Source organism: Enterobacter sp. RHBSTW-00975 (assembly GCF_013615235.1).
Lineage (GTDB): Bacteria > Pseudomonadota > Gammaproteobacteria > Enterobacterales > Enterobacteriaceae > Enterobacter > Enterobacter ludwigii.
This window is the reverse complement of the sequence record NZ_CP055883.1, coordinates 734,181-755,876: the sequence shown is the minus strand read 5'-3', so window position 1 is coordinate 755,876 and position 21,696 is coordinate 734,181. Positions and strand designations below refer to the sequence as shown.

The window sequence follows — 21,696 nt, the reverse complement described above, 5'->3', positions numbered from 1 at the left end:
GCATTTATCCATATCACCGCCCTGATACTGCAACGCATATATTCGTTTGCCAGCAAATAATTCTCTCCATACCGTAACCCGGAGAGCAGTCTATGGATAACGCTAAACTGTCAGTAAAAGAAAAGATCGGCTATGGGATGGGCGATGCAGGTTGCAACATCATCTTTGGCGCCATCATGTTGTTTGTTAATTATTTTTATACCGATATTTTTGGCCTGGCGCCTGCACTGGTCGGCGTACTGCTGCTGTCTGTCCGCGTAATTGATGCCGTAACGGATCCGATTATGGGGGCCATCGCCGACCGTACCCGCAGTAAATATGGCCGGTTTCGTCCATGGCTGCTGTGGATTGCCTTTCCCTATGCGCTGTTCAGCATCCTGATGTTCACCACGCCAGAGTGGAGCTACAACAGCAAAGTTATCTATGCCTTCGTTACCTATTTCCTGCTCTCTTTAACCTATACGGCAATCAACATTCCTTACTGCTCGTTAGGCGGCGTGATTACCAACGATCCGCAGGAACGTGTTGCCTGCCAGTCCTATCGCTTTGTGCTGGTAGGTATCGCCACGCTGCTGCTGTCGCTGACGCTGTTACCGATGGCCGACTGGTTTGGTGGCGACAACAAAGCCAAAGGCTACCAGATGGCAATGACCGTGCTGGCGCTGATTGGTACCGGTATGTTCCTGTTCTGCTTCTATACCGTTCGCGAGCGTGTACGCCCGGCGGTACAGACTCATGACGAGCTGAAAAACGACCTGAAAGACGTGTGGAAGAACGACCAGTGGGTGCGCATTCTGCTGCTAACCCTGTGCAACGTGTGCCCGGGCTTTATCCGCATGGCGGCCACGATGTACTACGTGACCTGGGTTATGGGCCAGAGTACCCATTTCGCCACGCTGTTTATCAGCCTGGGCGTGGTTGGCATGATGCTCGGCAGTATGCTGGCGAAAGTCCTCACCGACCGCTGGTGTAAGCTGAAAGTCTTCTTCTGGACCAACATCGTGCTGGCGATTTTCTCCTGCGCCTTCTATTTCTTCGATCCGAAAGCCACGGTCACCATTGTGGTGCTCTACTTCCTGCTGAACATCCTGCACCAGATCCCGTCTCCGCTGCACTGGTCGCTGATGGCCGACGTCGATGACTACGGTGAGTGGAAAACCGGTAAGCGCATCACCGGGATCAGCTTCTCCGGTAACATCTTCTTCCTCAAACTGGGGCTGGCGATTGCCGGTGCGATGGTTGGTTTCCTGCTCTCCTGGTACGGTTATGACGCGGGGGCGAAAGCGCAAAGTCCGGATGCCATCAACGGCATTATATTGCTGTTTACCGTGATTCCGGGCGTCGGGTATCTCATTACCGCAGGCGTGGTACGTCTGCTGAAGGTTGACCGCGAAACGATGAAGCAGATCCAGGAAGACCTCGAGAAGCGTCGCAACAATTATCGCGAGCTGAATAATTATCAGGAACTCAAAGCCGCTGAGACGAAATAAGGAAAGCCGAATGCACACCTGGCCAAACCCGTTTATTGAACAACGTGCCGACCCCTACATTCTGCACCACGAGGGTCTGTACTACTTTATCGCCTCCGTGCCGCAGTACGACAGGCTCGAGATCCGTCGCGCCGACTCGCTGGAAGGACTACGCGATGCCGAAGAGGTCGTGGTCTGGCGTAAACCGGAGACCGGGCCGATGAGCCAGCTGATCTGGGCACCGGAACTGCACCACATTGACGATAAGTGGTATATCTATTTTGCCGCCACCCATACCCAGACGCTGGACAGCCTCGGTATGTTCCAGCACCGCATGTTTGCGCTGGAGTGTGCGGACCACGATCCCCTCACCGGGACGTGGATCGAGAAAGGCCAGATTACCACCCCGTTCGACACCTTCGCACTGGACGCCACCACGTTCGTCCATCAGGGAAAACGCTGGTATTTGTGGGCACAAAAAGCCCCGGATATCGCCGGAAACTCCAACCTCTATCTGTGCGAAATGGCGAATCCGTGGACGCTTAAAGGCGAGCCGGTGATGCTCAGTAAACCGGAGTATGACTGGGAGTGCCGCGGATTTTGGGTCAACGAAGGTCCGGCAGTGCTGTTTCACGAAGATAAGCTGTTTATCAGCTACTCCGCCAGCGCTACGGATGAGAACTATTGCATGGGGTTACTGTGGATAGACATGAATGCCGATCCGCAAAATCCGGCGAACTGGCATAAAGCGTCGCGTCCGGTTTTCCGAACCAGCGTCGAGAATCGTCAGTTTGGGCCCGGGCATAACAGCTTCACACAAACGCCGGAGGGAGAGGACGTGCTGGTCTACCACGCGCGAAACTACACCGAGATTGAAGGCGACCCGCTCTATGACCCGAATCGTCACACGCGTCTGAAACACGTGCGCTGGGACGAAAACGGGATGCCTGACTTTGGCATCCCGCCTGCTGATACGCTCTGACCGGTACGGCGCGCTGGCTTAGACCAGCGTGCCGTAAATAGTCAGCAACGCCACGACCACGACCACCACAAACGACGTTTTCTTCGCCATGGAGACAGCCGCTTTCGGCGTTTCAATCTTGTCGGTATTCGGCTCACGCGCCAGCGAGAACTGCGCCAGACGTGTTAACACCTGATACTGAGACGTGTGGCGGTCGGCAAGCGAAGCAAACCATGCCGGCAGCGCTTTTTCACCGTGGCCAATTAACGCATAAACAACGCCCACCAGACGTACCGGGAGCCAGTCCAGCACATGCAGAATGGCATCGATACCCGACAATAAACGTTCATGCGGGGTAAGGTAACGGGCAAGCCAGGTCTGCCAGGCGCGCAGAAACGCATAGCCCATCAGCAGTACCGGTCCCCACGGACCGCCCACCACAAACCAGAACAGCGGTGCCAGGTAGTAACGGAAGTTGATCCACAGCAGCGCATTTTGCAGTTCGCGCAAAAATTCACGCTCATCGCAATCCGGCGGCACGCCGTGGATCATCGTCAGCTCGCTCGCCATGGCGCCCCGCGCATGGGCATCGTCACGGGATGCGGCTTTCAGATAGGCGTGGTAGTGCATACGCACCTTGCCCGCGCCAATACAGAGCACGCCGAGCAGGATCCACACCACCAGCAGCGGCACGTTGAAAAAGAGGCCGTAAAGCGAACGCAGCAGTAAAAACGTTATAACCATCACGCCAGCGGTCATCAGCAGCGTGCGCAGCATGGAAAAATGTTTAATCCGGCGGAAAAGCACCTCCAGCCGGTGATCCAGATGCCAGTGCTCACCGAGTTTGAACAGGCGTTCAGCGATGATAACCAGCAGCATGGTAAACAACGTCATGTTATCTCCTTATTCTGACGACGCGGTAAGCATGGCGCGAAACCGGGGCCAGTCAAAAGCCGGGCCGGGATCGGTTTTTCTCGCCGGGGCAATATCGCTGTGTCCCGTAATATTCCCGGCTATCGCGGGATAGAGCTCGATCAGCGTTTGGGTTACAGCCACCAACTGTTGATACTGTGAATTGGTGTAGGGGCTGGTGTCAGTGCCTTCCAGCTCAATCCCGATGGAAAAATCATTGCAGCGGTCTCGTCCCTGGTACATCGACACGCCGGCATGCCAGGCACGCTTATCAAAAGGGACGTACTGAACCACTTCGCCGTCGCGACGGATCAGACAGTGAGCCGACACGCGCAGATGCGCAATTTCAGCAAAGAAAGGATGGGCATCAGGATCCAGGGTCCCCGTGAATAACGCGTCGATCCACGGGCCGCCAAACTCACCCGGCGGGAGACTGATATTATGAACAACCAGCAGTGTGGGCTTTTCATCCTCCGGGCGGCAGTCGTGGTGCGGCGAGGGCACATGCCGCGCATCCACCAGCCATCCGTTTTCTAACAACATGCTGGAACTCCTTATGTATGGTGCTGTTACTCGGTTCAGAGTAGCATGTTTCAATATTATGATTCGTTACCAATTTGGAGTTTTATCATGCCGCCTCGCCGTTACAACCCCGACAACCGACGTGAAGCGCTTCTGGAACGTATTAATCTGGATATTCCGGCAAGCGTTGCCCATGCCCTGAAAGAAGATCTGGGCGGTGACGTCAGCGCCGACAGGGATATTACCGCACAATTATTGCCAAAAGAGACTCGCTCACATGCGGTCATTATTACGCGCGAAGAGGGTATTTTTTGCGGTAAGCGTTGGGTTGAAGAGGTCTTTACCCAACTGGCAGGCGATGAGGTGCAGATCACCTGGCATGTCGACGACGGTGATGCGATTACGGCAAACCAGCCGCTGTTCGAACTTGATGGACCTTCCCGCGTACTGCTGACCGGCGAACGAACCGCGCTGAACTTCGTGCAGACGTTGTCCGGCGTGGCAAGCGAAGTGCGTCGCTACGTTGACCTGCTGGCGGGTACCCGCACGCAGTTGCTGGATACCCGCAAAACGCTACCGGGTCTGCGCACTGCGTTGAAATACGCGGTGCTCTGTGGCGGCGGTGCAAACCATCGTCTGGGGTTGTCTGACGCGTTCCTGATTAAAGAGAACCATATCATTGCCTCAGGATCCGTGCGTCAGGCGGTCGAAAAAGCCTTCTGGCTGCATCCGGATGTGCCCGTCGAAGTGGAAGTCGAAAACCTGGAGGAGCTGGAGCAGGCTATCAAGGCCGGCGCCGATATCATCATGCTTGATAACTTCGAAACCGGGCAGATGCGCGAGGCGGTAAAACTGACCAACGGCAAAGCCCAGCTTGAAGTATCCGGCAACGTGACGTTCGATACGATCCGTGAATTCGCCGAGACCGGCGTTGATTTCATCTCCGTTGGGGCGCTGACCAAGCACGTTCGCGCCCTCGACCTCTCGATGCGTTTCAAATAATGACTCTCCCCTCTCGTTGCGGAGAGGGGAAATTCACTCCCGCTCGCAAAAGCATTGCCCTACCCTGCAACACGCCGCGAATTCCCTGAAAGCCCCTTCACGTTCCTTTTTTTGCCCCTCGTTTCTGCGCTGTCTCACTGCCAGAGTAGCCCTACTTAACGTAAGGAGCAGACATGGACAGACAACAAGGATTCACACTTATTGAGCTGATGGTGGTGATCGGCATTATTGCCATTCTGAGCGCCATCGGCGTTCCCGCGTACCAGAACTACCTGCGAAAAGCAGCGTTGACCGATATGCTGCAAACCTTCATTCCCTACCGTACCGCCATTGAGCTTTGCGCCCTGGATCACGGCGGCGTGGAGAGCTGTGACGGAGGCAGTAATGGCATCCCGTCCCCCACCACTACCCGCTACGTTTCAGGCATGAACGTGGCGAAAGGCGTCGTGACCTTAACCGGCCAGGAGAGCCTTAACGGGCTGGAGGTGGTCATGACGCCACAATGGAATGATGGCAACGGCATGACGGGGTGGACGCGTGACTGCAACATCGGTACCGACAGCGCGCTCAAGCAGGCCTGTGAAGACGTTTTCCGCTTCGACACCCACTGAGGAGCGGATGATGAATACCGATCAGCTTGTCGCACTTTGTCTGCGTCATCATGCCCTTCTGCTGAGCAGCGATAGCGACATGATTAGCATTGCCGTCGTGGGAAACCCCGGCCCTGAACTGATGGAAGCCCTGCGTTTCGCTACCCAGAAACGGATTGATATCGAGTGCTGGAGCGCCGAGCGCATGGAAAAGCACCGGCAGTTAACCACACAAACGCATCTGCCCGTCGTTACGCCGACACACTCAGCGGTGGATATTCTTAACCACACGCTTCAGCAGGCGATAAACCAACGCGCTTCTGATATTCATATTGAACCGATGGAGCAGACTTGCCAGATTCGCCTGCGCATCGACGGCGTGCTTTGCCCGCAGCCCCCACTTTCAGCCGCGCTGGCCACCATGCTCAGCGCCCGGTTAAAAGTGCTGGGTAACCTCGATATTGCGGAGCGCCGCTTACCCCAGGACGGTCAGTTTACGATTGAGCTGGCAAACGAGCCGGTCTCATTTCGCATCGCCACGCTTCCCTGCAGCGGGGGTGAAAAAATTGTACTGCGCCTGCTGCATCAGGTTCAGCAATCTCTTGAGCCGGAAACGTTGGGGATGAATGCTAAACAGCTGGCCGGCTTTAGCGAAGTGCTCCACCAGCCGCAGGGGCTGATTCTGGTTACCGGCCCCACCGGCAGCGGTAAAACCGTGACGCTGTATAGCGCGCTGCAGGCTCGAAACACGCCGGATGTGAACATCTGCAGCGTGGAAGACCCGATAGAGATCCCGCTTGCAGGATTAAACCAGACGCAGATAAACCCGCGTGCGGGCCTCACCTTCCAGACGGTGCTGAGAGCGCTGCTACGTCAGGATCCTGACATCATTATGGTCGGCGAAATTCGTGATGGCGAAACGGCAGAGATTGCCATTAATGCCGCACAAACCGGGCATCTGGTGTTGTCGACGCTACACACCAACTCGACGGCGGAAACCCTGATCCGCCTGCAGCAGATGGGGGTGGCGCGATGGATGATCTCTTCCGCCCTCTCGCTGGTCATCGCCCAGCGACTGGTGCGCCGTTTATGCCCCCATTGCCGCCAGGAAACCGACAAGCGGGCAGAACTGCCTCGCTCCGTTTGGCCCCGGCCGCTACCGCGCTGGCAACCCACCGGCTGTGAGCGCTGTTATCACGGTTTTTATGGTCGCGTCGCCATTTTTGAAGTGCTCGTCATTGACCAGACACTCCGGCAGGCCATTGCCAGCGGAGCGGGGTCAGAGGTGATAGAGGCCAGCGCCCGTCAGGCAGGAATGACATCCCTTTTCGAACATGGCTGTATGGCTGTTGAACAGGGACTGACCACGCTCGAAGAGTTGCTGCGTATCCTGGGAATGCCCGATGGCTGCTAATCACCTCTGGCGCTGGCGTGCGCTATCCGTTGAAGGAGAGCCCCGAAGCGGGGCTCTGTGGGCAACTGACCGCAATGCGGCTTTCGACAGGCTGATGCGCAAAGCGCTGCATCCTCTGACAATCACCCGCTGCACGCAGAGGTATCGCTGGCGACCACATCACCGCTACGAGGTATTTCACCAGCTCGCCACGCTTTTGCAGGCGGGCCTGACACTGTCTGACAGCCTGCAGATGCTGGCGGACCAGCATCCGATAACACCCTGGCAGGCACTCCTGCAAAGCCTTGCCGATGAGCTGAGTGAAGGATGCCCTTTTTCTGAGGCGCTGAAGCGCTGGCCCGCGGTATTTAGCCCACTGTATGTGTCGATGGTGAAGACCGGCGAGCTAACCGGGAAGCTGGAGACGTGCTGCCGTGAACTTGCCCAGCAACAAAAATCACAGCAGCAACTCAGTGCGAAAGTGAAAAAGGCACTGCGTTACCCGATGGTAATCCTGGCTCTGGCGGTACTCGTGGTGCTGGCCATGGTCACTCTGGTCTTGCCCGAGTTCGCCGCCATCTACAAAACGTTTAATACCCCGCTCCCGATGCTGACACAGATAGTCATGGGAATGGCAACGTTTATACAGTCCTATGCCTTCGCGCTGTTCGCGGGGCTACTCCTTCCCGTGATCATCGCCTGGGGTTTGCGGCAGGATCCGCGCTGGCAACACGTACTGCTGTATATCCCCGTCATGGGTGCACTGGCTAAAGGACAAAAGCTGGGGCAAATTTTTACCGTGCTGTCGCTCACGCAGCAGGCGGGCATCGCTTTTTTAAAGGGTCTGGAGAGTGCAGAAGAGACGGTTGAGAGCAGGTACTGGCAGGGGATACTCCGCGCCATCCGGGAAGACATTGAAAAGGGTTATCCCCTTTGGGCATCCTTTCAAAAGGCGGCGGTTTTTACTCCGCTGTGTATTCAGCTATTGCGAACCGGCGAAACGTCAGGTGCGCTCGATATCATGCTGGTAAACCTGGCGCGTCACCACACGGAGCAAACCTTTCAGTCAGCAGATAACCTGGCTGCCGTGCTGGAGCCTGTGCTGCTGATCGTGACGGGTGTGATTATCGGCACGCTGGTGGTGGCAATGTATCTGCCTATCTTCCATCTCGGGGATGCGATGAGTGCGGGATAACGCTGGCACACGGATGTGCGCCAGCTTACGCGATTACAGGCTGTTGAAAACGCGGTTTTCCTGTTCCTGAACGCGGATAAAGGTCGTGCGTTTCGTCAACTCTTTCAGGCGGGATGCCCCCACATAGGTGCAGGCCGAACGCAGGCCACCAAGAATGTCACGTGCGGTATTCTCAACCGGGCCGCGCAGCGGCAGCTTCACGGTTTTGCCTTCTGCCGCACGGTATTTTGCAACACCACCCACGTGACGGGTCATCGCCGATTCAGAGCTCATACCGTAGAACAGCATAAATTTCTCGCCGTTCTCTTCCACCACGGTACCGCCACTCTCTTCGTGACCTGCCAGCATACCGCCAAGCATCACGAAGTCTGCGCCGCCGCCGAAAGCTTTCGCGACATCACCCGGGGTAGTACAACCGCCGTCACTGATGATCTGGCCGCCCAGGCCGTGCGCAGCATCGGCACATTCAATAACCGCCGAAAGCTGCGGATAACCGACACCGGTTTTGACACGCGTGGTGCACACGGAACCCGGGCCAATGCCCACTTTGACGATATCTGCGCCAGAGAGGATCAGCTCCTCACACATCTCGCCGGTCACTACGTTACCCGCAATGATGGTTTTGTTCGGCCAGGCTTCACGCGCCTTGCTCACGAACTGCACGAAGTGTTCGGAATAACCATTCGCTACATCAATACAGACGAAGTTCAGCGCGGGGTTACTCTTGAGGATTTGTTTGGTCTTTTCGAAATCGGTATCTGAGGTTCCGGTAGAGACCATCACATGCTTCACGACCTCAGCAGAAGCGGATGCCACAAAGGCGTTCCACTCTTCAGGGCTGTAGTGTTTGTGAACTGCCGTGAGGATGTCGAACTGTGCCAGCGCGGTTGCCATCTCGAAGGTTCCCACGGTGTCCATATTGGCAGCGATGATCGGCACGCCAGACCAGGTCTGACCGGAATGTTTAAAGTTGAATTGACGTTCGAGTTCAACGTCTGAGCGACTTTTCAGTGTAGAGCGTTTAGGGCGGATAAGAACGTCTTTGAAACCTAACTTCAGATCTTCTTCGATACGCATGTGCGGATTCCTGGGGTTAGAGGCAAATATGTTAAAAGCACAACTCCAGTGACGTTATCATACGCACTAATACCTGCTCCGCAAGACTGCGAAATTCTCTTTTTTTACGCTACAATCCTATAAATTTACCTGGTAAAAAGCCGGTAAAGAGAGCTAAACATTGGCTGGCACACGTTTGAATTTCAACCAACTGATTTTAATAATGAATAATTCCCAGGATTTGATTTAATGGGGTATACCGTCGCATTAACCGGCGGCATCGGTAGTGGCAAAAGTACCGTTGCGGACGCTTTCGCTCGCCTGGGTATCGCGATTATCGATGCCGATATCATTGCCCGTCAGGTGGTAGAACCGAATACACCCGCGTTAAAGGCCATTGAAGAACATTTTGGCCCGGCCATCATCAATGCGGACGGCACGCTAAATCGCCGGCAGCTTCGCGAATGCATTTTTTCCGATTCTGCGGAAAAGGTCTGGCTTAATGCCCTGCTCCACCCCATTATCCACCAGGAAACCCAGCGTCAGATTGCCGCCGCCCGCTCACCGTATGTGCTGTGGGTAGTTCCGTTGCTGGTAGAAAATCAGCTGCAGAAGAAAGCCGATCGGGTTCTGGTCATTGATGTCCTTCCCGAAACGCAAATCCAGCGAACCATGACGCGCGATCGCGTCTCGCGCGTACATGCCGAACAAATTCTTGCCGCTCAGGCCACGCGCGATCAGCGCCTGGCCGTTGCGGATGATGTTATTGATAATAACGGCGCACCAGATGCCATTGCATCGGATGTTGCCCGTCTGCACGCGCAGTATTTGACCTTCGCCGCGCAGGCCGTTGCACAGGAAAAACCATAATGTCGACTCACATCCTTTTTGAGCATCCACTTAACGAAAAAATGCGTACCTGGCTGCGTATCGAATTTCTTATTCAACAACTCTCGCAACATCTGCCTGTCAACGATCACGCCACTGCGTTGCACTTCTTCCGCAATGTGGGCGACCTGCTGGATGTGATTGAGCGTGGAGATGTTCGCACCGAATTACTGAAAGAACTTGAGCGTCAGCAGCGTAAACTGCAGGCATGGGCGGAAGTCCCGGGTGTTGATCAAAGCCGTATCGATTCCCTGCGTCAGCAGTTAAAAAGCAGTAGCAGCACGTTAATGGCTGCCCCTCGCGTTGGCCAGTTTTTGCGTGAAGATCGCTTGATTGCCCTGGTACGCCAGCGCCTGAGTATTCCCGGTGGATGCTGCAGCTTTGACCTGCCGACGCTTCATATGTGGCTGCACATGCCGCAAACGCAGCGTGATGCGCAGGTGAATATCTGGCTGGAAAGCCTGGAGCCGATGCACCAGACGTTATCGCTGATCCTCGATCTTATCCGTAACTCTGCGCCGTTCCGCAAGCAGACCAGCCTGAACGGTTTTTACCAGGATAACGGGGACGATGCCGATCTGCTGCGACTGAACCTTTCGCTCGACGTGCAGCTTTACCCGCAAATTTCCGGGCATAAGAGCCGTTTTGCGATTCGCTTTATGCCGCTGGACAGTGAAAATGGCACCGTGCCGGAACGCCTCGATTTTGAACTGGCCTGTTGTTAAGGAGTGCCAATGTCTGACGTAACCATCGTAAACTGCCCAACCTGTGGCAAAAGTGTTGTCTGGGGCGAAGTGAGCCCATACCGCCCATTCTGCTGTAAACGCTGTCAGTTAATTGACCTGGGCGAATGGGCGGCGGAAGAGAAACGCATTCCGAGTGAAGGCACTCTTTCGGACAGCGATGACTGGAGTGAAGAACAGCAGTAAATTAAACGCCCTGCACTAACCGGGTAATCACAGGCTCATTTGCCGGCGGGAATTTGTCGGCATCGCTTGCCTGCAGTTCAACCCAGTTACCCGGTTGCCCCTCTTTGCCCCAGGGATCCCCCTCCCAGTTTTCCACCAGCCAGAACCAAAGCGTAATGTGACGGTCGGGAAACTGGTATTCGAGCTTGTCAAACAGCGTTGCGCCAAGCGGGGTGATCCCCACTTCTTCCTGAAGCTCACGGATCAGCGCCTGTTCCGGCGTTTCGCCTGACTCGATTTTCCCGCCCGGAAACTCCCATTTGTTCGCCATATGGGCGTCGGCGGCGCGCTGGGTGATAAAGAACTGGTTTTGCGGGTTGCGAATAATCCCGACGGCAATTTGCAGTATTTTCATATTGTCACTTCCATAAAAAAGGCGCAGATTTCTGCGCCTTTTTGTTTTGTTATGAATTTAGCTCAGACGACCGTGGCACGCCTTGTATTTTTTACCGGAACCACACGGACACGGATCGTTGCGGCCAACTTTACGATCGCCAGTCTGGGCCGCGATCGCTGCCGCAGCTTCGCTCTCGTCAGTCTGGTGGCTCAGCTGTTGCATCTGTGCCAGACGCTCAGCTTCTTCACGGCGCTGTTGCTCCATTGCTTCCACTTCTTCCGGCATGCGTACCTGAACTTTGCTCAGGGTGCTGATCACTTCATACTTTAGTGACTCCAGCATGGACGCAAACATGGCGAAGGATTCACGCTTGTACTCCTGCTTCGGATCTTTCTGCGCGTAACCACGCAGGTGAATACCCTGACGCAGGTAGTCCATCGCCGCCAGGTGCTCTTTCCACAGGGAGTCCAGCGTTTGCAGCATCACGCCTTTTTCGAAGTGACGCATCATCTCAGCGCCAACGACTTCTTCCTTACGCTTGTATACGTCCAGCGCAGTTTCGAAAATACGTTCACGCAGGGTCTCTTCGTGCAGCTCAGGCTCTTTGTCCAGCCACTCTTTGATTGGCAGTTCGAGGTCGAAGTCGTTTTTCAGGCGTTCCTGCAGACCTTCGATATCCCACATTTCTTCCAGAGACTGCGGTGGAATATGCGCGTCGATAGTCGCTTTGAATACGTCTTCGCGAATGCTGTTGATGGTGTCGCTCACGTCGGACACGTCCAGCAGCTCGTTACGCTGGGTATAGATGGCACGACGCTGGTCGTTGGCCACATCATCATATTCCAGCAGCTGCTTACGAATATCGAAGTTGCGGCTTTCCACTTTACGCTGGGCGTTAGCAATCGCTTTGGTGACCCACGGGTGTTCAATGGCTTCGCCAGGTTTCATACCCAGTTTACGCATCATGCCGGAAACACGGTCGGAGGCGAAAATACGCATCAGCGCATCTTCCATAGACAGGTAGAAGCGGGAAGAACCGGCATCGCCCTGACGACCCGCACGGCCGCGCAGCTGGTTATCGATACGACGAGATTCGTGACGTTCGGTACCAATGATATGCAAACCACCGGATGCCAGCACCGCGTCATGACGTACCTGCCAGTCCGCTTTAATCTGAGCAATCTGCTCCGGCGTTGGGTTTTCCAGCTCGGCAATCTCTGCCTGCCAGCTACCACCCAGCATAATGTCGGTACCACGACCCGCCATGTTGGTGGCGATTGTTACCGCTGCCGGGTAACCCGCCTGCGCAACGATATCCGCCTCTTTGGCGTGGAATTTCGCGTTAAGAACGTTGTGTTTGATGCCCGCTTTGGTCAACTCATTGGAAACCACTTCAGATTTCTCGATGGAGATTGTCCCCACCAGCACCGGCTGGCCATTAGCGGTACGATCGCGAATATCTTCAATGATCGCCTGAATTTTTTCCGCTTCGGTCATGTACACCAGGTCCGGCATATCCTTACGGATCATTGGACGGTTGGTTGGAACAACCACGGTATCCAGTTTGTAGATGGAGCTGAATTCAAATGCTTCGGTATCTGCAGTACCGGTCATCCCCGCCAGCTTCTCGTACAAACGGAAGTAGTTCTGGAAGGTAATAGAGGCCAGCGTCTGGTTTTCATTTTGAATATCAACGCCTTCTTTGGCCTCAACGGCCTGGTGCAGACCGTCAGACCAGCGACGTCCCTGCATGGTACGGCCGGTGTGCTCATCAACGATGATAACTTCACCGTCTTTCACGATGTAGTCGACATCGCGGGTGAACAGCGCATGGGCACGCAGCGCGGCAGTGACGTGGTGCATCAGCATAATGTTCGTCGGCGAGTACAGAGACTCGCCCTCTTCCATGATGCCTTCAGCCACCAGCAGCTCTTCAATTTTCACCAGACCGCGTTCGGTCAGGTTCACCTGGCGCGCTTTTTCATCGACAGAGAAGTGACCTTCACCCTGGAAGGTGTCGGAATCTTCTTTCTCCTGACGCAGCAGGTGCGGAATGATTTTATCGACTTTACGGTACATCTCGGAGCTGTCTTCAGCCGGGCCGGAGATGATCAGCGGGGTACGCGCTTCATCGATCAGGATGGAGTCCACCTCATCCACCAGCGCATAGTGCAATTTACGCTGCACGCGCTCTTCAGGGCTAAACGCCATGTTGTCACGCAGGTAGTCGAAGCCGTATTCGTTGTTGGTACCGTAGGTGATATCCGCGTTATAGGCTTCACGTTTGGCGGGTGCCGGCAGACCGGACATGTTGATGCCAACGGTCATGCCCAGGAATTCGAACAGGGGACGGTTGTTTTCGGCATCACGCTGTGCCAGATAGTCGTTGACGGTAACGACGTGAACGCCTTTACCGGTCAGTGCGTTCAGGTAGGCGGGCAGCGTTGCGGTCAGGGTTTTACCTTCACCGGTACGCATTTCCGCGATGCAGCGCTCGTTAAGCACCATACCACCCAGCAGCTGAACGTCGAAGTGACGCATGCCAAACACACGTTTACTGGCCTCACGCACAACGGCGAAGGCTTCCGGGATCAGGCTTTCCAGCGTTTCGCCTTTTTCAAGACGCGCGCGGAATTCTACGGTTTTCGCTTTCAGCTCGTCATCAGAGAGCTTCTCCATCGCCGGCTCCATGCCATTGATGACGGTAACAGCTTTGCGCATACGGCGCAGGGTACGATCGTTACGACTACCAAAAACTTTTGTTAACAATTTGATTAGCATAATAAATTCTCAAACGCCCCAGGTTGGGCAGATAAATTAAGGTATTGAAAAAAGGTTAATTTAGCTGAGGCGTTGAGGCCCGGCGCGGATGCCGTGAGCCTGGCTAATCCATGTCGAAACGGAGAAGCTCGCAGGAGGAACGTGCGCGATTTGCGTGGTCTGACGCACCATGACGGGTGGCTGACTGTCCTGCGTAAGCAGCGCGTTAAGCGTGTCCAGCAGAGCAAGATGCTGCGCCTGTACCGGCAGCGTCTCTTCAGCAACAGGCAGTGCCTGCGGAGCCATCGCAAATGACAGATGGCGAATAACGGTACGGATCGCATGCTGGTGCCAGTAATCCACCGAGAAATTCGGGCGGCGATTGGCTTCAAGCCATGCCAGGTTAGTAAAATTAACCCGCGTGTTGAGATCGTGTTTGGTTGTGGAGGTCTTCGTCGGCGTCGCCGCTTCCGCACTGTTGCTGAGCGCAGGCAAGCCGAAACTCGCCGCGACCATCCCTAATAAGAGATGCGGCCAGAAGTAACGTCTGCCAAATTGTCGCCAGCGCGTCAGTATTCCGCTCACTTGCTCCACCACATTAAGCCAGCCTTCAACAGGCTGAATTCAATTATTCTTTTAAGCGCCCAGATATTACCACTAAAGCCAATACACAGCAGCAGGAATGACGTATTGCTGCGGGGAAAAACGGTCAAGAATGCAGCTAACGCACAGATTTTCTGCACCGGGCAAACGAGAAGTGACGCTGGGGCAAATAAATGAAGAGGGGTAAAAATAAAAACGACTGGTCTCCCTGGTCGGAGAGAGTACCAGGTTAACCAGTCGATTTTTTACGAAACGGCTTTAACCGTTACGCCAGTACCGTGTTTGGTGCTTTGAAGGCCAGCGGCAGCTCAGCTTCGTCTTCAAAGGTCACATATTCCCAGGCTTCCTGTTTTGCCAGGACTGCCTGCAACAGTTTGTTGTTCAGTGCATGACCGGATTTAAACGCGGTAAATGCACCAATGATGTTGTGACCACACATAAACAGGTCGCCGATAGCATCCAGCATTTTGTGACGAACGAATTCATCTTCAAAACGCAGACCGTCTTCGTTCAGTACGCGATAATCGTCAACAACGATGGCACAATCGAAGCTGCCGCCCAAGCACAGGCCGCGGGACTGCAGATATTCGATATCACGCATGAAGCCAAACGTACGGGCACGGCTGATCTGGCGCATAAACGCATCAGCAGAGAAGTTCATCGCATAGCGTTGGGTGCTGGCATCAATCGCCGGATGGTTAAAATCGATGGTAAAGTCCAACGAGAAACCATTGTACGGTTTGAATTCAGCCCATTTGTCGCCATCTTCGACGCGAACGGTCTCTTTGATACGAACAAATTTTTTCGCGCAGTTCAGTTCTTCGATGCCGGCATCCAGCAACAGATAGACGAACGGAGCAGCACTACCATCCATGATCGGGATTTCTGGCGCATCGACTTCAACCATAATGTTGTCGATACCCAGACCCGCCAGGGCGGCGTTCAGGTGCTCTACGGTAGAAATCCGCACGTCATGCTCGTTCACCAGACAAGTACAGAGCATAGTATCACGCACAGATTTGGCATCGGCCGGAAAGTCTACCGGTGGATTCAAGTCGGTGCGACGATAGATGACCCCGGTATTGGCCGGCGCAGGGCGTAACGTCAGTGTGACTTTCTTGCCGGTATGTAAACCGACACCAGTCGCCTGAACGATACGTTTAAGTGTCCTTTGTTTGATCATCGTATAATCTCGCCAAATTAACTATCCAACCGAAAGTGTATATCACTGACGGTGGGCCAGTTTAGCACAAAGAGCGAAAATCCCCAAATTCCAGCCAATTCTTAGTCAGCTTGCTTGCGCAGGAACGCCGGGATATCCAGATAATCTGGCTCTTTCGCCGTTTGCGGAGTGGGGTCGTTAACCACTTTCGCGGCCGGTTTCTGCTCCTGAGTCAGAGGAGACATACCATGCTGCTGGTAACGATCCATAACCGGCTGCTGAGTCTGTTTGTTGGTCACCAGGGTGATCTCAGGACGCTTGTCCATACCGATACCGGTAGCAACAACAGTAACACGCAGCTCGTCGTTCATTTCCGGGTCAAGGGAAGTACCGATTACCACGGTAGCGTTGTCAGAGGCGAACGCACGGATAGTGTTACCCACGGTTTCAAACTCATCCAGACGCAGGTCGAAGCCAGCGGTAATGTTGACCAGCACGCCGCGCGCACCAGACAGGTCGATATCTTCCAGCAGTGGAGAAGAGATAGCCATTTCAGCCGCTTCTTCTGCACGGTCTTCACCGCTTGCCACGCCAGAGCCCATCATCGCGTAGCCCATTTCGGACATCACGGTACGAACGTCTGCAAAGTCAACGTTCATCAGACCCGGACGGGTAATCAGTTCAGCGATACCCTGCACCGCGCCTTTCAGCACGTCGTTGGCTGCGCCAAAAGCGTCCAGCAGAGAGATACCGCGACCCAGAACTTTCAACAGTTTGTCGTTCGGGATGGTAATCAACGAGTCCACGTGCTTGGACAGTTCAGTGATACCCTGCTCAGCGAAAGCCATACGCTTCTTGCCTTCAAAGTTGAAAGGCTTGGTCACGACAGCAACGGTCAGGATACCTAAATCTTTCGCTACTTCAGCCACAACAGGTGCTGCGCCGGTACCCGTACCGCCACCCATACCCGCTGCGATAAAGACCATGTCCGCACCTTCCAGTGCAGCGCGCAGGGCCTCACGATCTTCTTCAGCCGCATTACGACCGACTTCCGGGTTAGCCCCAGCGCCCAGCCCTTTGGTGATGCCACCGCCGATCTGGATAGTCTGGCCTACAGCCGTCTTACGCAGTGCCTGTGCATCGGTGTTAACTGCAAAGAACTCAACACCTTCAATGCGTTCACGCACCATATGCTCTACGGCGTTACCGCCGCCGCCACCGACGCCGATGACTTTAATCACCGCGTCGTTGGTCAGTTCCATAGGTTCAAACATAATTTCTCTCTCCGTTGTGCCTGTCGCCCGAGACCGCTAATTCTCTCCGGTCTCTTAAAAAAATTAAAACTCTTTTCGCAACCAGTTGTTCAGTCGTTTGACCCACGACCCAACTGAGACGCGTTTTTCCACTTCTGCTTCACCACTGAGATGAGATTCTTTCCCGTAGTGGAGCAGGCCCACGGCCGTTGAATAGTACGGCTCCTGAGCATAATCCGTTAAACCGGTGATATTCAGCGGAGCACCAATACGCACTTGCGTATGGAACACGCGCTGAGCGCAGGCCGCAAGACCTTCAATTTGCGCTGCCCCGCCGGTTAATACAATCCCCGCTGCAAGATGATGTTTCACGCCCTGCTGGCGAAGCTGTTCCTGTAACTGCAAAATCTCTTCGTTGACCAGGTTAAGCAGCTCGGTATAACGCGGCTCAATGACCTCTGCCAACGTCTGGCGCTGCAGGCTGCGCGGTGGACGTCCACCCACGCTCGGCACTTCAACGCTCTCATCTTTGCCAACGATAGACCCCAGCGCACAGCCGTGGCGTACTTTAATCGCTTCTGCATCACTCGGTGGCGTACCAAAAGCGTAAGCAATATCGCTGGTCACAACGTTCCCGGCATACGGGATCACTTTGGTGTGGCGCAGCGCACCGCCGGTATACACGGCCATGTCCATTGTACCACCACCAATATCGACCACACAGACACCCAGTTCACGTTCATCTTCGGTCAGCACGGAATAGCTCGCTGCAAGACCGGCGAAAATGAGTTGGTCAACTTTCAGGCCACAACGTTCAACGGCTTTTACAATGTTCTTCGCCATATCGTTGTGACATGTGATCAAGTGCACTTTTGCCTGCATACGTACGCCGGAAAGACCGACCGGGTTTTTGATCCCTTCCTGGTAGTCAATCGCATACTCCTGCGGGATCACGTGCAGCACGCGATGCTCATCGCGAACGCGCACGGATTTCGCCGTATGCACAACGTTTTCAACGTCTTCCTGCGTCACTTCTTCTTCGGAAATCGGCACCATGCCGATTTCGTTCTGGCAGCTAATGTGCTTACCCGAAAGCGCCAGATAAACAGAGGAAATCTGGCAATCTGCCATCAATTCAGCCTGATCGATGGCGCGCTGTACGCACTTCACCACCGACTCAAGATCGTTAACCCCACCTTTATCCATACCACGGGACGGGCAACTGCCCACGCCAATGATATTGACCATACCGTCGGGCAGAACTTCCCCTACTAAAGCGGCAACCTTCGCGGTGCCAATCTCCAGTCCAACTACCAGTTTTCTGTCCGTCGCCTTGATCATTGTTGTTCTGCCTGTACCTGTGCCTGATTCTGTTGCTGATTAGGTTCCTCGACCGGAGCCGGTTCCCAACCGACTGCTGCGCCTGAGTCATAGCGCAAATCAACGTAGCTTATCCGTTTGCCGTCAGTCTGTGCCTGCTGCTGTAAAACCGGGTAAAGTTCTACAAATCGCGCCAGACGTTTCATTGTGTCCCCGCGACCCAGGTTGAGCTTAATGCCATTCGTTAACGTCAGTTGCCAGGAGCGTCGCGCCGTCATTGCAGCATCTTTTAGCGTAAACCTGTCCTTCGCCAGCACCTGCCCCATTTCACGAAAACCTTGTAACACTTCGTTTTCGCTACCTTCCGGGCCATACAACATCGGTAAATTTTGCTTGTTGACACGATCGGCCGGGACGCTGAAGGAATTTCCGTCTACGTCAACCATGTGCTGATCATTCCAACGCGCAATGGGCACATATTCAACCAGATGAATCTTCAATTCATCAGGCCATTGCTTTCTGACACTCGCCTGTTTTATCCATGGCAGACGTTCAATCTGACTCTGGATAATATTGACGTCCTGCGTCATAAAGGTGCCAGGCGATCCCAGCGCCAGAATGGTCTGGCGAATGTCATCGTTACGGGTGTAATGACGCTCACCGGTGACCACCAGCTTCGAAAGCGGCAACCGTTGCGCATCTTCCATCCAGCCCAGAACCATCCAGCCGCTGATAAACACGGTGCACAGCACCCCGAGCAGGAAAATAATACCTGCAAGACGCGTTCCATTACTCCGGCGTGAAGAAGAGTATTCTTCTTCGTCATCGCGGTTGCGCGTGTTCAATGCAGCCTGAGACATATCAGCCCGCCTGGTCCAGAATACGTACGACTAATTGCGAGAAGCTCATCCCCGCCTGACGCGCTGCCATCGGCACAAGGCTGTGGCTGGTCATTCCCGGAGAAGTATTTGCTTCCAGCAGATAAAATTGTCCATCACTGTCGAGCATCACGTCGATGCGGCCCCATCCACGGCAACCCAGAACATGCCAGGCTTTAACCACCAGGGACTGTAAATCGGTTTCACGCTCAGCTTCAAGACCACTTGGGCAGAAATATTGCGTCTCATCAGAGAGATACTTCGCCTCATAATCATAGAAGGTTCCGGCCGGTTGGATACGAATTGACGGTAAAATTTCTTCGCCAAGCATCGCGACGGTAAATTCCGGCCCGCTGAGCCATTTTTCAATCAGAACTTCTTCATCATGTTGAAATGCCAGGGCTAAAGCGGAAGATAAATCCTCAGCTTTCTCAACTTTGGACATGCCAACGCTCGACCCTTCGCGGCTGGGCTTTACAATAACCGGTAAGCCCAGCTCAGCAATGCGTGCATTAACGCTATCGGAGAGGCCCATTTCAAATTCGCGACGCGTCAGGGCAATCCAGGGGGCAACGGGTAAACCCGCGCCCTGCCACAGCAGTTTGCTGCGCAGTTTATCCATAGAAATGGCGGAGGCCATCACACCGCTGCCGGTGTACGGCATGCCGGTGAGTTCCAGCAGCCCCTGAAGGGTGCCGTCTTCGCCACCACGGCCATGTAACGCGATAAAGACTTTATCGAAGCCCATCGCCTTTAACTGGGTTACGTCAGTCTCTTTCGGATCGACCAGGTGCGCATCCACACCCCCTTCACGCAGGCCCGCCAGTACAGCGGCACCTGAATTCAGGGAAACCTCGCGCTCGGCGGATGTGCCGCCAGACAGGACAGCAATCTTATCAGCCATGATGCTCATCCTCCTGAGTTTGCGGCTTCAGTTTGATTTCAGCTAAGGTACGGGCGATTTTGCCGATATTTCCCGCGCCCTGAATCAGTATTAAATCGTTGCCGGTCAGCACCGGGGCCAGAATTTCAGCCACCTGGGCAGGATCGGAAACCAAAATAGGGTCTACTTTACCGCGTCCGCGGATGGTACGACATAAAGAACGGCTGTCTGCACCAGGAATAGGAGTTTCGCCCGCTGCATAAACATCCAGCATCAGGAGCGTATCCACCTGTGACAGGACGCTGGCGAAATCGTCATACAGGTCACGGGTACGCGTGAAACGGTGCGGCTGGAAGATCATGACCAGATTTTTTTCTGGCCAGCCTGCACGCGCGGCTTTGATCGTCGCGTCCACTTCCGTCGGGTGGTGACCGTAGTCATCAACCAGCATGGCAGTACCGGGTTTACCGTTCACCGCCTCCAGCGGGTATTCACCGAGGAAGTCGAAGCGACGCCCGGTTCCCTGGAAGCTTTCCAGTGCACGAAGAATGGCTTCGTCATCAATGCCTTCTTCTGTCGCCACGGCCACTGCCGCTGCGGCATTCAGGGCGTTGTGACGCCCTGGTGCATTCAGGGTGACATGCAGCAGTTCTTTGTCCTGACGCGCCAGGGTGAAATGCCCCTGCGCACCCAGCTGTTTGTAATCTTCCACGCGGACATCAGCGTCTTCGCTGAAGCCGTAAGTCGTGATTTGACGTCCGACGCGCGGCAACAGCTCGCGAATCACCGGATCGTCTACACACATTACCGCGCGTCCATAGAACGGCAGGTTGTGCAGGAAATTAATAAAGGTCTGCTTTAAGTTCTCGAAGTCGCCCTGATAAGTATCCATATGGTCGGCTTCGATATTGGTGACGATGGCAACCATCGGCTGCAGATGCAGGAACGACGCATCGCTCTCATCCGCTTCGGCAATTAAATAACGGCTGTGTCCGAGACGCGCATGCACGCCTGCCGCTTTTACCAGACCACCATTGACGAACGTCGGGTCGAGGCCCGCTTCCGCATAAATGCTGGAGACCATCGCCGTGGTGGTGGTTTTGCCGTGGGTTCCGGCAATCGCAATGCCATGACGAAAACGCATCAACTCCGCCAGCATTTCCGCACGGCGGATCACCGGGATACGCGCTTCGTGCGCGGCCACGATTTCCGGGTTATCAGAGGAGATGGCGCTCGACACGACCACCACACTCGCATCGCGCACGTTTTCCGGGCGATGATTGAAATAGATAGTCGCCCCAAGCGACGCCAGCTGCTGCGTAACAGGGTTTGGCGCCAGGTCAGACCCGCTGATCTGATAGCCTTCGTTAGCTAACACTTCGGCAATACCGCCCATGCCAGCACCACCGATGCCAACAAAGTGAATGTGCCGGACGCGACGCATCTCGGGCACGATAGAACGCAGTTTTGCCAGTTGTTGTGTATTCATTCTCTAAACGCCATCGACTACTTAAAAAATTCGTGCAGCGCAACACGCGCTGCGA

The 21,696-nt window shown here is 54.7% G+C and carries 21 protein-coding genes; 9 read left to right on the top strand and 12 right to left on the bottom strand.

The window, feature by feature from the left end; all coding sequences use genetic code 11:
- The first annotated feature begins 92 nt into the window (after positions 1 to 92).
- Together HV340_RS03605 and HV340_RS03600 are read left to right on the top strand one after the other, a co-directional pair.
- Positions 93 to 1,490 carry an MFS transporter gene (locus tag HV340_RS03605; protein WP_063925644.1) on the top strand — a complete coding sequence of 466 codons (1,398 nt, stop codon included), beginning with the start codon at positions 93 to 95 and terminating at the stop codon, positions 1,488 to 1,490.
- Between the two features lie 10 nt (positions 1,491 to 1,500).
- Positions 1,501 to 2,451 (top strand): family 43 glycosylhydrolase, encoded by a 951-nt coding sequence (locus tag HV340_RS03600; protein WP_063925645.1) that lies wholly within the window; start codon positions 1,501 to 1,503, stop codon positions 2,449 to 2,451.
- Positions 2,452 to 2,469: 18 nt separating this feature from the next.
- Here HV340_RS03600 and ampE read toward each other — a convergent pair whose 3' ends face one another.
- Together ampE and ampD are read right to left on the bottom strand one after the other, a co-directional pair.
- A complete protein-coding gene (ampE, locus tag HV340_RS03595; RefSeq protein WP_063925646.1) occupies positions 2,470 to 3,324 on the bottom strand; it encodes a beta-lactamase regulator AmpE in 855 nt (284 codons plus the stop codon).
- Positions 3,325 to 3,333: 9 nt separating this feature from the next.
- On the bottom strand, positions 3,334 to 3,885 hold the full coding sequence (gene ampD / locus HV340_RS03590; RefSeq protein ID WP_113656576.1) for a 1,6-anhydro-N-acetylmuramyl-L-alanine amidase AmpD: 552 nt from the start codon (positions 3,883 to 3,885) through the stop codon (positions 3,334 to 3,336).
- Between the two features lie 87 nt (positions 3,886 to 3,972).
- On the opposite strand from ampD, the gene nadC reads away from it, so the two are divergent.
- From nadC to hofC, 4 genes are all read left to right on the top strand, one after another.
- On the top strand, positions 3,973 to 4,866 hold the full coding sequence (gene nadC, locus HV340_RS03585) for a carboxylating nicotinate-nucleotide diphosphorylase (protein ID WP_063925648.1): 894 nt from the start codon (positions 3,973 to 3,975) through the stop codon (positions 4,864 to 4,866).
- A 173-nt stretch (positions 4,867 to 5,039) separates the two neighbouring features.
- Positions 5,040 to 5,477: a prepilin peptidase-dependent pilin gene (gene ppdD / locus HV340_RS03580; RefSeq protein WP_047743422.1), complete on the top strand. Its 438-nt coding sequence runs from the start codon at positions 5,040 to 5,042 to the stop codon at positions 5,475 to 5,477.
- Positions 5,478 to 5,487: 10 nt separating this feature from the next.
- Positions 5,488 to 6,870, top strand: coding sequence for a type II secretion system protein GspE (gspE, locus tag HV340_RS03575; RefSeq protein ID WP_025205399.1), 1,383 nt, complete (start codon positions 5,488 to 5,490; stop codon positions 6,868 to 6,870).
- Positions 6,860 to 8,044 (top strand): protein transport protein HofC, encoded by a 1,185-nt coding sequence (gene hofC, locus HV340_RS03570; RefSeq protein ID WP_063925649.1) that lies wholly within the window; start codon positions 6,860 to 6,862, stop codon positions 8,042 to 8,044. The genes gspE and hofC overlap by 11 nt, the downstream gene beginning before the upstream one ends.
- Before the next feature lie 33 nt (positions 8,045 to 8,077).
- On the opposite strand, the gene HV340_RS03565 is transcribed toward hofC, so the two are convergent.
- Entirely contained in the window at positions 8,078 to 9,121 is a 1,044-nt protein-coding gene (locus HV340_RS03565) for a GMP reductase (RefSeq protein WP_181216293.1), read from the bottom strand.
- 228 nt (positions 9,122 to 9,349) lie between these two features.
- Between HV340_RS03565 and coaE the strand changes: the two genes are divergently transcribed.
- The 3 genes from coaE to yacG are packed head-to-tail and all read left to right on the top strand — an operon-like array spanning position 9,350 to position 10,917.
- Complete coding sequence (gene coaE / locus HV340_RS03560; protein WP_059305749.1) at positions 9,350 to 9,970, top strand: dephospho-CoA kinase; 621 nt, start codon at positions 9,350 to 9,352, stop codon at positions 9,968 to 9,970.
- Entirely contained in the window at positions 9,970 to 10,713 is a 744-nt protein-coding gene (gene zapD / locus HV340_RS03555) for a cell division protein ZapD (RefSeq protein ID WP_063925650.1), read from the top strand. Before coaE ends, zapD begins: the two co-directional genes overlap by 1 nt.
- Before the next feature lie 9 nt (positions 10,714 to 10,722).
- On the top strand, positions 10,723 to 10,917 hold the full coding sequence (gene yacG, locus HV340_RS03550) for a DNA gyrase inhibitor YacG (protein ID WP_020882580.1): 195 nt from the start codon (positions 10,723 to 10,725) through the stop codon (positions 10,915 to 10,917).
- Position 10,918: 1 nt separating this feature from the next.
- Here the strand turns inward: yacG and mutT are convergent, their stop codons facing one another.
- From mutT to murC, 9 genes are all read right to left on the bottom strand, one after another.
- On the bottom strand, positions 10,919 to 11,311 hold the full coding sequence (gene mutT, locus HV340_RS03545) for an 8-oxo-dGTP diphosphatase MutT (RefSeq protein WP_014168637.1): 393 nt from the start codon (positions 11,309 to 11,311) through the stop codon (positions 10,919 to 10,921).
- A 57-nt stretch (positions 11,312 to 11,368) separates the two neighbouring features.
- A complete protein-coding gene (gene secA, locus HV340_RS03540) occupies positions 11,369 to 14,074 on the bottom strand; it encodes a preprotein translocase subunit SecA (protein ID WP_014168636.1) in 2,706 nt (901 codons plus the stop codon).
- A gap of 60 nt (positions 14,075 to 14,134) precedes the next feature.
- Positions 14,135 to 14,638, bottom strand: a complete 504-nt coding sequence (secM, locus tag HV340_RS03535; RefSeq protein ID WP_073970991.1) for a secA translation cis-regulator SecM — start codon at positions 14,636 to 14,638, stop codon at positions 14,135 to 14,137.
- 283 nt (positions 14,639 to 14,921) lie between these two features.
- Positions 14,922 to 15,839 (bottom strand): UDP-3-O-acyl-N-acetylglucosamine deacetylase, encoded by a 918-nt coding sequence (lpxC, locus tag HV340_RS03530; protein WP_014168633.1) that lies wholly within the window; start codon positions 15,837 to 15,839, stop codon positions 14,922 to 14,924.
- A 101-nt stretch (positions 15,840 to 15,940) separates the two neighbouring features.
- A complete protein-coding gene (gene ftsZ / locus HV340_RS03525) occupies positions 15,941 to 17,092 on the bottom strand; it encodes a cell division protein FtsZ (RefSeq protein WP_008501978.1) in 1,152 nt (383 codons plus the stop codon).
- A 63-nt stretch (positions 17,093 to 17,155) separates the two neighbouring features.
- A complete protein-coding gene (gene ftsA, locus HV340_RS03520; protein ID WP_006173845.1) occupies positions 17,156 to 18,412 on the bottom strand; it encodes a cell division protein FtsA in 1,257 nt (418 codons plus the stop codon).
- Complete coding sequence (gene ftsQ / locus HV340_RS03515; RefSeq protein ID WP_014168632.1) at positions 18,409 to 19,251, bottom strand: cell division protein FtsQ; 843 nt, start codon at positions 19,249 to 19,251, stop codon at positions 18,409 to 18,411. The genes ftsA and ftsQ overlap by 4 nt, the downstream gene beginning before the upstream one ends.
- A gap of 1 nt (position 19,252) precedes the next feature.
- Positions 19,253 to 20,173, bottom strand: a complete 921-nt coding sequence (locus HV340_RS03510; protein WP_068795209.1) for a D-alanine--D-alanine ligase — start codon at positions 20,171 to 20,173, stop codon at positions 19,253 to 19,255.
- Positions 20,166 to 21,641: a UDP-N-acetylmuramate--L-alanine ligase gene (murC, locus tag HV340_RS03505; protein WP_014168630.1), complete on the bottom strand. Its 1,476-nt coding sequence runs from the start codon at positions 21,639 to 21,641 to the stop codon at positions 20,166 to 20,168. Before murC ends, HV340_RS03510 begins: the two co-directional genes overlap by 8 nt.
- Between the last annotated feature and the right edge of the window lie 55 nt (positions 21,642 to 21,696).

Bases quoted from the DNA above. Each gene is read 5' to 3' on its own strand.
- hofC (WP_063925649.1), top strand. From the start codon at position 6,860: ATGGCTGCTAATCACCTCTGGCGCTGGCGTGCGCTATCCGTTGAAGGA.
- gspE (WP_025205399.1), top strand. From the start codon at position 5,488: ATGAATACCGATCAGCTTGTCGCACTTTGTCTGCGTCATCATGCCCTT.
- ftsQ (WP_014168632.1), bottom strand. From the start codon at position 19,251: ATGTCTCAGGCTGCATTGAACACGCGCAACCGCGATGACGAAGAAGAA.
- HV340_RS03605 (WP_063925644.1), top strand. From the start codon at position 93: ATGGATAACGCTAAACTGTCAGTAAAAGAAAAGATCGGCTATGGGATG.
- coaE (WP_059305749.1), top strand. From the start codon at position 9,350: ATGGGGTATACCGTCGCATTAACCGGCGGCATCGGTAGTGGCAAAAGT.
- ftsZ (WP_008501978.1), bottom strand. From the start codon at position 17,092: ATGTTTGAACCTATGGAACTGACCAACGACGCGGTGATTAAAGTCATC.
- ampE (WP_063925646.1), bottom strand. From the start codon at position 3,324: ATGACGTTGTTTACCATGCTGCTGGTTATCATCGCTGAACGCCTGTTC.
- yacG (WP_020882580.1), top strand. From the start codon at position 10,723: ATGTCTGACGTAACCATCGTAAACTGCCCAACCTGTGGCAAAAGTGTT.
- lpxC (WP_014168633.1), bottom strand. From the start codon at position 15,839: ATGATCAAACAAAGGACACTTAAACGTATCGTTCAGGCGACTGGTGTC.
- ppdD (WP_047743422.1), top strand. From the start codon at position 5,040: ATGGACAGACAACAAGGATTCACACTTATTGAGCTGATGGTGGTGATC.
- murC (WP_014168630.1), bottom strand. From the start codon at position 21,641: ATGAATACACAACAACTGGCAAAACTGCGTTCTATCGTGCCCGAGATG.
- HV340_RS03600 (WP_063925645.1), top strand. From the start codon at position 1,501: ATGCACACCTGGCCAAACCCGTTTATTGAACAACGTGCCGACCCCTAC.
- zapD (WP_063925650.1), top strand. From the start codon at position 9,970: ATGTCGACTCACATCCTTTTTGAGCATCCACTTAACGAAAAAATGCGT.
- secA (WP_014168636.1), bottom strand. From the start codon at position 14,074: ATGCTAATCAAATTGTTAACAAAAGTTTTTGGTAGTCGTAACGATCGT.
- HV340_RS03565 (WP_181216293.1), bottom strand. From the start codon at position 9,121: ATGCGTATCGAAGAAGATCTGAAGTTAGGTTTCAAAGACGTTCTTATC.
- ftsA (WP_006173845.1), bottom strand. From the start codon at position 18,412: ATGATCAAGGCGACGGACAGAAAACTGGTAGTTGGACTGGAGATTGGC.
- ampD (WP_113656576.1), bottom strand. From the start codon at position 3,885: ATGTTGTTAGAAAACGGATGGCTGGTGGATGCGCGGCATGTGCCCTCG.
- nadC (WP_063925648.1), top strand. From the start codon at position 3,973: ATGCCGCCTCGCCGTTACAACCCCGACAACCGACGTGAAGCGCTTCTG.
- mutT (WP_014168637.1), bottom strand. From the start codon at position 11,311: ATGAAAATACTGCAAATTGCCGTCGGGATTATTCGCAACCCGCAAAAC.
- HV340_RS03510 (WP_068795209.1), bottom strand. From the start codon at position 20,173: ATGGCTGATAAGATTGCTGTCCTGTCTGGCGGCACATCCGCCGAGCGC.